This is a genomic window from Bacillus sp. 5w2, assembly GCF_054353775.1.
This window is the reverse complement of record NZ_JBTIWT010000025.1, coordinates 23343-35033: the sequence shown is the minus strand read 5'-3', so window position 1 is coordinate 35033 and position 11691 is coordinate 23343. Positions and strand designations below refer to the sequence as shown.

9 protein-coding genes are annotated in these 11691 nt (G+C 37.7%); 1 reads left to right on the top strand and 8 read right to left on the bottom strand.

Annotation, left to right across the window (positions count from 1 at the left end):
- Window positions 1-302: 302 nt before the first annotated feature.
- Window positions 303-1058: an arylamine N-acetyltransferase family protein gene (locus ACXY7N_RS27240; RefSeq protein ID WP_016136020.1), complete on the bottom strand. Its 756-nt coding sequence runs from the start codon at window positions 1056-1058 to the stop codon at window positions 303-305.
- A gap of 149 nt (window positions 1059-1207) precedes the next feature.
- On the opposite strand from ACXY7N_RS27240, the gene ACXY7N_RS27235 reads away from it, so the two are divergent.
- On the top strand, window positions 1208-2089 hold the full coding sequence (locus tag ACXY7N_RS27235; RefSeq protein ID WP_488592807.1) for a LysR family transcriptional regulator: 882 nt from the start codon (window positions 1208-1210) through the stop codon (window positions 2087-2089).
- Between the two features lie 60 nt (window positions 2090-2149).
- Here ACXY7N_RS27235 and ACXY7N_RS27230 read toward each other — a convergent pair whose 3' ends face one another.
- The 7 genes from ACXY7N_RS27230 to secA form a co-directional block, all read right to left on the bottom strand.
- The gene (locus ACXY7N_RS27230; protein WP_016136021.1) at window positions 2150-3334 is read right to left on the bottom strand and encodes a PDZ domain-containing protein; all 1185 of its coding nucleotides are present in this window, start codon (window positions 3332-3334) and stop codon (window positions 2150-2152) included.
- A gap of 261 nt (window positions 3335-3595) precedes the next feature.
- Window positions 3596-5032: a S41 family peptidase gene (locus ACXY7N_RS27225; RefSeq protein WP_080120081.1), complete on the bottom strand. Its 1437-nt coding sequence runs from the start codon at window positions 5030-5032 to the stop codon at window positions 3596-3598.
- Between the two features lie 118 nt (window positions 5033-5150).
- Window positions 5151-6044 (bottom strand): permease-like cell division protein FtsX, encoded by an 894-nt coding sequence (gene ftsX, locus ACXY7N_RS27220; protein ID WP_000645023.1) that lies wholly within the window; start codon window positions 6042-6044, stop codon window positions 5151-5153.
- Window positions 6034-6720 carry a cell division ATP-binding protein FtsE gene (gene ftsE / locus ACXY7N_RS27215; protein ID WP_000594325.1) on the bottom strand — a complete coding sequence of 229 codons (687 nt, stop codon included), beginning with the start codon at window positions 6718-6720 and terminating at the stop codon, window positions 6034-6036. Before ftsE ends, ftsX begins: the two co-directional genes overlap by 11 nt.
- A 316-nt stretch (window positions 6721-7036) precedes the next feature.
- Entirely contained in the window at window positions 7037-7360 is a 324-nt protein-coding gene (gene cccB / locus ACXY7N_RS27210) for a cytochrome c551 (protein WP_000727965.1), read from the bottom strand.
- Between the two features lie 562 nt (window positions 7361-7922).
- A protein-coding gene (prfB, locus tag ACXY7N_RS27205; protein ID WP_098405031.1) for a peptide chain release factor 2 occupies window positions 7923-9021 on the bottom strand; the annotation gives its coding sequence in 2 pieces (ribosomal slippage) (window positions 7923-8948 and window positions 8950-9021; 1098 coding nt in all).
- Between the two features lie 144 nt (window positions 9022-9165).
- Window positions 9166-11673 carry a preprotein translocase subunit SecA gene (gene secA, locus ACXY7N_RS27200; protein WP_016085573.1) on the bottom strand — a complete coding sequence of 836 codons (2508 nt, stop codon included), beginning with the start codon at window positions 11671-11673 and terminating at the stop codon, window positions 9166-9168.
- Between the last annotated feature and the right edge of the window lie 18 nt (window positions 11674-11691).

Here is an 11691-nt window from a genome sequence, read left to right as displayed (position 1 = left end):
GTTATCCGTCTATGAAACTAAAAAAGTGGATAAATTTAAAAAGCCTAACTCCTCATTTATATCCATGAGAAATTAGGCTTCATTTCTATATGTTACGGATCGTATTCAATCCAAAGTGCTCTACTGATAAGTTTCGTTCCTTTTATTTTTTCACAAATACATCCTTTAAATAGTTCAAAACTCATCATACTCCCGATAAATCTTTCGCTTCTCTGTTCTTATCCCGTAACTTCCAACTGTGCAATAAACGGTTTAACTTGTAGATCTAAATTTACATATTAACCCACCCTAAAATCCCCTCACTACACTTGGATTTGAAAATAACGACGAACAGTTTCTTCAATCTCATGTTTTTCTAGCTTTTCTTTTGTTTTTTCTTTTCCATCAACAATAATCAGTGTGTCTCCTAACAAGGTGATGCGCCCATTTTCTGTAACTCGTGAAAGGAAATACACCTTATTGAACATTGATTCTGGAGCTGTTTCAGTTAAGACACAAATTGGATGAATGTTTTCCAAGTTCCATTTATGAGACGGCTGTTCAAATCGATATAGCATCTCCCAATCATCATCCGTCTTTTTTTGCAAATAATAAAATGATGTTGTCTCGTCTTTATTTACTCGGTAAAGACCATCACTATCCACAACTTCCTCTCCATTCAACGGAACAGGAATTCTCGGTGAATTACCGCCCATGCCTACATCCACCAAATACTCTTTATTATCAATTGGTGCGATTATGAATAAATGAGCATTTTCAAGAGCCCAAATTCCTTCTCTTACATATACAGTTCCTGCCATAAGATAGGAATCAAATCCTAATTCTTTTAGCAGAAAATAAAATATTCCGTTTAACTCGTAGCACACGCCACCCTTCTTCGCATGAACAATTTTTTGATATAAATCTTCTTCACGCAAAGATAGAGGTTTTCTTGCAAGAATATCAAGATTCTCAAAGTGAACGTTGAGTACATGTTGCTTTTGAAGATGAGATAAGTAAGAGAAACTTACCTCTCTTTTTTCAGATTGAATATGCTCTAAATATTTTTGAATATCCAAAAATCATCCACCTCATTTTTATCTATATATAAATTCTTATAGTATTTCTTTTCACACTCCTATTATAAAATTGATTATTGATAAACAAAAATATAAAATAACTATCATATTAATAACTTCGAGTATATAAGAGAAGGTGAACATAATTTATGGAATTGCTGCAGCTCAAGTATTTTAAGACAGTCGCTCGGACGGAACATATAACAAAAGCGGCACAAGAACTTCATATCTCCCAACCAGCTTTAAGCGTTACTATCTCTCGATTAGAAGAAGAGTTAGGGGTTCCCTTATTTGATCGAATCGGACGAAAAATCCGTCTAAACACTTTCGGAAAGGCTTTTCTCAAGCAAGTGGATACAGCCCTTGAGGTACTCGAAGTAGGCAAACGACAAGTTACAGATATGGCTGGATTAGAACAAGGAAGTGTTGTAGTAGCTACTACAACTTTAAATCGGGTCTCTGAATTGCTAGCACCTTTCCTAGCCCTATATCCACACATTAACTTCCGCATAACACAAGCATCTACAGAAGAATTAAAAATTCAGCTTCTTGAAAAAGGCGAAATCGACTTTTGTCTCACACCTTCACCTATTGATCGACTAGGAGTCTATAGTCTTCCATTAATGACCGAAGAGATCGTACTAGCTGTACCAAGTACACATCGACTCAAAGATCGCGATCGTATCAAGCTAAGTGAAGTAGCAAATGATCCTTTTATCTCCCTAAAACCAGGGTATAGCTTCCGTGAGATTACAGACAATTTCTGCAGACAAGCTGGGTTTACGCCTAACATTGTATGTGAAGGAGATGAACCTGCAGCAATAAGCGGCTTAGTACGCACTGGACTTGGCGTTGCTTTTTTACCAATCGCAGCAAAAAAGGAATTGCCCCCGCTAACGCTTCTCCATATTGAAGAGCCCGTTTGCCAATGGACGCCTCATTTAGTATGGAATGAAAAACACTACTTATCACTTGCTGCACAAACGTTTCGTGAGTTTGTTGTACAACATTACGCTCAAGTAAAACCGTAAATCAAAAAAGAAGAGGCTATATAACTACAATGTTATATAACCTCTTCTTTCATTTTATTATTACATAGCTTCCGAATCCCACTCATGCTCCTGCTGAACAAATACAATACCTAATTCATGATGTCCCCCAGCGTATAATGCCGTTTGAGCAAGACGAAGCTCACCATTTGTATCTAATACTTCTAATTTACAAAATGCCCCCGTCGTCTTCGTTTGAAGCGCATCATAAAATTCCTCAGCGCTTCCTGGAATGACTCCATTTACTTTCGTAATTACTTCTCCAGGCAGTAAATGCAGCTCTGCCCCAATTGTATTCGGGATTGTATCTAATACAACAAGCCCATCATTACGTGCAGCGAAGTACGCCGGTCTTGTCTCATCCGCAATTTTTTCTTGCATGGAAATTGTGAAACGCCCAAGCATTGCGACTCCCATTGCGATAATGGCAAGTACGTGCCACCAATAACTTGCGATTCCTAAAACAAGTACAATTCCTGCTAATCCGTAGACACGTCTTCCTGTAAATAATAAAGCTTCTGTTGGCTCATAACTTCTAATCTTTCTCATAAATCCAATTAAAAATGGAACGAGGAATAGAGAATAGGTATCTGAACCGATTGAAACGACAGGCCACCATGAAATAAACTGCGTTACTGCATCACCTGGTACAAGAATAAAAATAGGCACGATCCATAAACGCTTTGATTCGTGTAAACCAATCTTTAGCCCACGCTTACCCTTACGAATCTTCGGCGTAGAATATCCTACTGCATTTTTAGAAATCAACAAGCCCTCTACAACAAGCATGACGCCTAGTAAAATAGCAAGAGATACAATCGTACTCTCTTCCCCTTCTCCAAGCTGTAAGAAGGAAACTGGTAGCTTAGAAGATAATAGAACGCATACAATTGCGATACTAAATGTATAAGCTGCTGATAAATATCGGTACATAGCAGTTAATCCAAATAATAACGTCCAAAATAAGATGACCCATAAGCTCGCTTTGGAAACAACAAGGCCAAGTCCAATTGTAATAATAGATACGAGTAATCCGTATCCAACTCCCGCAAATAGAGATGTTCGCAGTTCAAACCAAATATCATAAACTTTAAAGGAAAAATCCTTTCGTTCTCGTAACATACGTAAGTATCCAACGAAGATACTACTTATTAAAAATACATAGACAGCAGGGTGTAAGAAAAAACGTCCAACTGCCCGCATTATTTCAAAAATCCATGCCTCCACGAACCCAATCACCACCATTTATATCATTCTTTCTTTTTATATTATCATAACTGGACAAACGTTTGTTTAACACAAAAAAATACAGGCAGCAAACTGCCTGTATTTCTTTTTATCCCGCTTTAATGGGGAGTAAGACCCCCACCTCAAAATTCAGCGAAAGCAAAGAATTTAGGTGGGGGGTCAACTGCCCATAAAAGTCCGATTGGTTCAACTAATAATCAGTGGGGGATGAAGAAAACCCCCACTGATTAAAGTTTCACTTTATTTCACTATTAACTTTAATGCTGACTGTAATTGTAGATCGTTTTCTCCAGAACGGATTTTTTCAATAATTTTAGTTTGAATCGCCTCAGCTGTCTTTTTATCCAGCTGTCCTGTCGCTTCCATCTCATTCGCATTTTGGAATGCTTTCAGCGCTGATTCTGTCTCTTTACTAAAGTATCCATCTTCACGTCCTGGTACATATCCTAAACTCTTAAGCATTTCTTGCGCGTGTTTTACTTGGACATCATTTGAATTGTATGAAAGTGTCTTTTCAATTTGAATTGGTGTCGCATGATAATAATCTGGTTGCTTCACTTCTACTGTTGGCGCAATTCCTTTTTTATGAATCCAGTTTCCATCCGGTGTTAGCCATTTAAACATCGTTAATTTAATGTTGCTGCCATCTTTAAATGGAACGGCTTGCTGAACAGTACCTTTACCAAATGTTTTTTCACCAATTAAATCGTATCCTTCTCCCTCTTTTAGCGCACCCGCTAAAATCTCTGAAGCAGAAGCACTTCCGTTATCAATTAATACTGAAATTGGATATGGCTTTCTCTCTTTCAGTTCCGTAGAGAATTTCTTCTTCTCACCATTTCGTTGTTCTACTTGTAGCATCGGCTTTTTATCCGTCATAATTTCCCCTAGTATCTCTTCTACACTATTTAAGTAGCCACCAGGATTACCACGCACGTCAATAACTAAGCCTTTTATGTTTTTCTTCTCTAACTCTTTTAACTGATCCTTAAATTCTTTCGCCGTATTTTCAGCAAAAGAAGTGATTTGCATATAACCGATATCTTTTCCGCTCTCTTGTTTCACAGAACTAAACACTGTGAAGATTGGAATTTTTTCACGCTTAATTTTAAATACAATCGGATCAGCTACTCCTGCACGCTTAATTTCAATCGCGACAGTCGTTCCTTTTTTACCACGAATCTTTAATACTGCTTCTTCACGTGATAAATCTTTCACACTATTTCCATCTACAGATAAAATTTGGTCATTCGGTTTAATTCCAATCTTTTCTGCCGGTGAGCCTTTAATTGGAGATACGATAATAAGCTTACCGTCCGTTTTGTTCACCTCAGCCCCGATCCCCTCTAGCTCAGGATCAAGCGATTCACTAAACTGTTTAGCCGTTTCTTTATCCATATACGTGGAATAAGGGTCCTTCAGCGTAGACAACATGCCTTGTATTGCACCTTCGACTAACTTGTCATCCTTCACGTCTTCCACATAACGTGAATCAATTAGTGCATACGCCTCATTAATTTTTGCCAAATTCCCTTGCGCGGTGCTAGCGTTTCCACTCGAAATTGTTTGCGTTACCTCTGCTGGGTTAACCCCAAATAAAGACATACCTGCAAACATTCCGCCAGCACCAATTAAAAATGCAACAACCATTCCAATAATTGCAACTCTACGTTTCAATGCGGAATTCCCCTTTCCAAAACACACAGGTGGTGTAGCAAAAGGCATCACACAGTGTGTGATGCCTTTACCTATTTCTACTATATGATAAGCTTGTACGAATTATGTTTGCAACTTTTTATACTTTTAAGAAGCGACGAATTGACATTACACTTCCCCACATACCGATTAAAGCCCCAATTAACACTAGTAAACCAGCTAATTGGAATACGAAAGGACTGTATGGTAGAAGTTCGAAAATTGTTCCGCCAAGTTTTTCGTTAAACACACTTTGTAGTGAATTATACGTAACTAGAATTAGGCCAATTGGAATAATTGATCCTAATACTCCTAGGAATAACCCCTCTAATAAGAACGGCCAACGAATAAACCAGTTTGTTGCACCTACCAGTTTCATAATTTCGATTTCTGTACTACGAGCATAAATTGTAATTTTAATTGTATTAGAGATTAAGAACATCGCTGTGAATAAAAGACCAGCAATTAGCGCAATCCCGATATTACGTCCTGTTTTTACAGTATCAAATAATTTTTCAACTTGACCTTTACCGTATTGAACGTTACTTACAAACTGCATTTTTTCAATCTTTTTCGCAATTGTTGCTGTATCTGTTGGTTCTTTTGCTTTTACAATGAATACGTTTTTAAGTGGGTTATCTTGTTCAAATAACTCAAACGTTTTTCCGCTATCACCTAAGCTTTTAATTAAGCGTTTTAGCTCTTCTTCTTTAGATGAATATTTAATAGAGTCTACTTTTGCAACCTTACTCATATCATCTTCTAATTTCTTTTGATCCGCTTCTTTTGCTGCTGGATCAATGTGTACACGAATCTCTACATCTTGCTCTACTTTCGTCGCAAAATGGTTCATATTCATAATCGCTGTTAAAAAGACACCTACAAGTAATAATGTAACTGTTACTGCACTAACAGAAGCAAACGTCATCCATCCGTTACGTGATAGATTCTTTACACCTTCTCGCAAATGTCGACTAAGGGTCTTAGCCTTCATATCCGTATCCTCCCTCAATCTCATCTCGAACAATTTTTCCGCCTTCAATCGCGATTACACGATGACGAATTGTATTTACGATATCTGAGTTATGTGTCGCCATAACAATCGTTGTACCACGCTCGTTAATACGCGTAAAGATCTTCATAATATCAAGAGCTGTTTCAATATCTAAGTTACCTGTTGGTTCATCGGCAATTACAACCTTTGGTCTATTAACAATCGCTCTCGCAATCGCAACACGTTGCTGCTCTCCGCCCGAAAGTTCACTTGGTAGTGCGTCTGCACGATCCTCAAGACCTACAAGACCTAAAACTTCTGTTACACGCTCACGAATGGCTTCTTTTTCTTCTTCAATTACTTCTAAGGCAAACGCAACATTCTCATATACCGTTAACTTAGGTAGTAATTTAAAATCTTGGAAAATTACGCCTAATTGACGACGGAAATAGGGAACATCTCTTTCTGCTAATGTTTCAATAACAAGTCCATTTACATTAATTGATCCTGTAGATGGCTTTTCTTCACGATACATCATTTTAATAAATGTAGATTTCCCGGCTCCACTCGGTCCAACTACATATACAAACTCACCTTGTTTAATGTTAACTGTGAGACCAGCAATGGCTTTCATACCATTCGGGTACTCCTTATAAACATTCGTCATTTTTATCATTATTTATCACCCAATACTTAATGATTTTTTTCGAAATACTTTTCTGTACATCTGAAAATAAAAGATAACCTTTTATTCTCGCTTAACCACTCTTGTTGAAGGTAGTCTACTTACAATCTTTTTATAAGCAATACTACTATGTAATATATTTCAGCAAAATTCTACAAACCTCATTGTAACATCAAACGGTTTCCAGTTCGGATACAATTTTGTTACAGTTATGTTACACTCCAAAAAAGGAAACGAGTCGTCATAATTCTTACCCAAAATCATTTTGGGATAAGATTATATAATCAACTCGTCCATTTTACCCTTTTTATTTATGTTCAGCTAACCACTCAGCTACTTTTTTCGCATCCTCACCTTGAATGATTCCTGGTGACATGGACCCGCGACCCTTTTCAATAATCTTTTCAATCTCTGCCGCATCATATTTCTGTCCTACTTTTCGTAAATCTGGGCCAGTTGCTCCTGATAAATCTTTAGCATGACAACCAATACAACTTTTTTGATAAATTTGCTCTGCGCTATCTGTGCTTGCAGATTGTTTCGAAGGCTTACTCTCTTCTTTATTTCCACATGCTCCTAAAGCAAAAACTACTGATGTCCCTAGCGCAATAGCCAACAATTTCTTTTTCACTTCTATCGCTCCCCATTGTTGATATTCTTTTCATTCCTAACACACTCATTTTCATTATAAGCATTATCTTTATATAGAAAAACTAAGGTATATTTCATATTCTTCAAAAATACAGTAAGAACCCTGATAATATAAAGCTTTCATAAGTTGTTTCAATTCTGTGAACAACGTAAAAACTTCTATAAAGAATTCTTTTTGAACAGGAAATCAGAAAAGTTCTGTTCAAGTCTTACTCTATTACCGCCCTGTTTTACTATTCTCTACTTTTTACAATACAATATACAACATTGTATGCTACATATAATCTCATCAAAAAGAGAAGTTGTCGTTTCCAACTTCTCTTCCTCTTTACTTCATCTATAAAAATAAAATCAAATTCTTTATATCCTCGATTATCCTCAGCATACGCCGACAACTTTGTTGGCTTTTTTTCGCTTATCCCGCTATTTGTGAGCAGTAAGACCCCGCCTCAAAATTCAGCGAGAGCAAAGAAGTTAGGTTGAATGCGGGCTGATAATCAGTGGGGATGAACAAAATTCCCTCTGATTAAAGTTTCACTTTATTAGATGCGAGAACGTAAGTAAGCATCAATAAATGGATCAATTTCTCCATCCATAACTGCTTGCACGTTACCAACCTCTGTATTTGTACGGTGGTCTTTCACAAGAGAATACGGGTGGAATACGTAAGAACGAATTTGGCTACCCCATCCGATTTCTTTTTGTTCACCACGAATTTCATCTAACTCCGCTTGTTGCTCTTCTAATTTCTTTTGGTATAATTTCGCTTTTAACATCTTCATCGCGTGCTCACGGTTTTTAATTTGTGAACGCTCTGACTGACATGTTACAACTGTGTTTGTTGGTGTATGTGTAATACGAACTGCTGAGTCTGTCGTATTAATATGCTGTCCACCCGCACCACTTGCACGGTACGTATCAATTTTTAAGTCTTCTGAACGTATTTCGATTTCAACTTCATCATTGAACTCAGGTACAACTTCACAAGATACGAACGATGTATGACGACGGCCTGAAGAATCGAACGGCGAAATACGTACAAGACGATGTACACCTTTCTCTGCCTTTAAATAACCGTAAGCATTATGACCTTTAATTAATAAAGTAACACTCTTAATACCAGCTTCGTCACCTGGTAAGTAGTCAACAGTCTCTACTTTAAACCCACGTTTTTCAGCCCAACGTGTGTACATACGTAATAACATAGAACCCCAGTCTTGTGACTCTGTTCCACCAGCACCTGGGTGTAATTCTAAAATCGCATTATTTTTATCATAAGGATCGCTTAATAATAACTGAAGTTCATAGTCATTCATTTCTTGAATTAAGCCTTTTACTTCTGATTCAAGCTCCTCATGTAAATCTTCATCATATTCTTCTTTTAAAAGCTCATGCGTTATTTCCAAATTTTCGAATGTCTCATCTAACTGACGAAACTTTCCAACCATATCTTTCAGTGCATTTGCTTCATTAATTACAACTTGTGCGCCTTGTTGGTCATCCCAAAATCCTGCGGCCATCATTTTTTCTTCTAATTCTGCAATTTGTTTTTCCTTAGTAGGAAGGTCAAAGAGACCCCCTAAAAGCCGCTAATCTCTTAGCCATTTTCTCTAATTCTTGTCTAATTTCTACTAATTCCATTTCCTTCACCTCTATGTAATTGCTGTTACTTTCGTATGAAAACAAGGGAAACTCTCTCCGCTTATGACGGAGAGAGCTTAATCCTTCTTAATTATACATTTTTGATGTAAAATTTTGCAAAGCAGTCTGGGCTACCGCCCTGTATTACTTCCCGATACCACAGCAGTTTTTATATTTTTTACCGCTACCACATTTACATAGATCGTTGCGTCCTACTTGGTCACCTTTTACAACTGGTTTTTTCTTCGCCTCTTCGCCATCACTAGATGGATGAACAGCTTCGCCTTGAACAACTTCTTGACGCTCTAAGTTTTGTTCAATTTCAGCCTTCATAATGTAACGAGAAATTTCCTCTTCAATAGACGCAATCATCGATTCGAACATTGCGAATCCTTCCATTTGATACTCACGAAGTGGATCAATTTGACCGTAAGCACGTAAATGAATACCTTCACGAAGGTGATCCATCGCATCAATATGCTCTGTCCATTTCGTATCTACAACACGGAATACAACAACTTTTTCAAACTCACGCATTTGCTCTTCTGGCATAAGCTTTTCTTTGTCGTTGTAACGCTCTATTAATTTCGCGATAATTGGCTCGCTCATTTCCTCTGGAGCAAGGCGACGTAATTCTTCTTCTTTTACATCTCCTTCTTGCAGAAGGTTTGTATTTAAGTAGTCAACAAGACCTTTAATGTTCCAATCTTCTTCCATTTCCTCTTGTGTATGAAGCGCAACAGCACGTTCTACTGTAGATTTCATCATACCTTCAATAATATCGCGTAAGTTGTCCGATTCCATTACTTCTTGACGCTGTTTGTAAATAACTTCACGTTGCTGACGAAGTACATCATCGTATTGTAGTAACTGCTTACGTGCATCATAGTTATTTCCTTCTACACGTTTTTGCGCAGATTCAACTGCACGAGAAACCATTTTACTTTCGATTGGCTGTGAATCATCCATACCAAGGCGATCCATCATTGATTTCATATTATCAGAACCGAAGCGGCGCATTAGTTCATCTTCCATTGATAAGTAGAATTGCGTAACACCAGGGTCTCCCTGACGACCAGAACGACCACGTAGCTGATTATCAATACGACGACTTTCGTGACGTTCTGTACCGATAACGGCTAAACCAACGTTTTTAATATCTTCTCCAAGCTTAATATCCGTACCACGGCCCGCCATGTTCGTCGCAATCGTTACAGCGCCCTTAATACCAGCTTCTGCAATGATATCTGCTTCACGCGCATGGTTTTTCGCATTTAAGATGTTATGACGTACACCCTTACGTGTTAACATTTTTGAAATAAGCTCTGACGTTTCAATTGCAACTGTACCGACAAGAACAGGTTGTCCTTGTTTATGACGATTTACAATATCCTCAACAACAGCATTAAATTTACCTTCCATTGATTTGAAGATTAAATCAGCACGGTCATCACGAACAATCGGTTTGTTTGTTGGAATTACGATAACATTCATATTGTAAATGTTACGGAATTCTTCTTCCTCTGTTTTCGCTGTACCAGTCATACCAGATAACTTTTCGTACATACGGAAGTAGTTCTGGAACGTAATTGTCGCAAGCGTCATACTTTCATTTTGAATTTCTACGCCTTCTTTTGCCTCGATAGCTTGGTGTAAACCTTCGCTATAACGACGACCTTTCATAAGACGACCAGTAAATTGGTCTACAATTACGATTTCGCCTTCTTGTACAACATAATCAGTATCACGGTGCATAACAACGTGCGCACGAAGTGCCTGGTTAATATGGTGAAGAAGTGCTACATGTTTTAAATCGAATAAGTTTTCAATATGGAAAGCTTTCTCCGCTTTCGTAATACCATCTTCTGTTAACATTACATTTTTCGTCTTCACATCAAATGAGTATTCTTTTTCATTTTCTAATGTACGAACGAATGCATTTGCAAACATGTATAGCTCTGTTGATTTTTGCGCTTGCCCAGAAATAATAAGCGGCGTACGCGCTTCATCGACTAAGATAGAATCGACTTCATCGATAATAGCAAAGTGAAGCGGGCGTTGAACGCACTGCTCTTTATATAAAACCATGTTGTCACGTAAGTAATCGAATCCCAGCTCATTATTTGTGCTATACGTAATATCAGCAGCATAAGCCTCTTGTTTTTCTTCGCGTGACATACTGTTTAAGTTAATTCCTACTGTTAAGCCTAGGAACTCATGAAGTTGTCCCATTTCACTTGCATCACGTTGTGCTAAGTATTCATTGACTGTAACAACGTGAACACCTTTTCCTGTTAAGGCATTTAAATATACAGGTAATGTAGATGTTAATGTTTTACCTTCACCCGTTTTCATCTCAGAGATATTACCTTCATGTAAGGCAATACCACCCATTAACTGTACGCCATACGGACGCATTCCAAGAACACGAGTCGCAGCTTCACGAACAACCGCAAAAGCTTCAGGTAGTAGATCATCTACTGTCTCACCTTTTGTTAGACGTTCTTTAAATTCAAGCGTCTTCCCTTTTAATTGTTCATCAGTTAATGGCTTAATAGATGGCTCTAATGCATCAATTTGCTCAACTGTCTTCTGCATACGTTTAATTTGGCGTTGATTTACATCAAACACCTTTTTTAAAATACCGATCATAGGAAATACGCTCCTCTT

What these genes read in the sequence shown, in the direction of transcription:
- ACXY7N_RS27235 (WP_488592807.1), top strand. Translation starts at nt 1,208, where the DNA reads ATGGAATTGCTGCAGCTCAAGTATTTTAAGACAGTCGCTCGGACGGAA.
- secA (WP_016085573.1), bottom strand. Translation starts at nt 11,673, where the DNA reads ATGATCGGTATTTTAAAAAAGGTGTTTGATGTAAATCAACGCCAAATT.
- ftsE (WP_000594325.1), bottom strand. Translation starts at nt 6,720, where the DNA reads ATGATAAAAATGACGAATGTTTATAAGGAGTACCCGAATGGTATGAAA.
- ftsX (WP_000645023.1), bottom strand. Translation starts at nt 6,044, where the DNA reads ATGAAGGCTAAGACCCTTAGTCGACATTTGCGAGAAGGTGTAAAGAAT.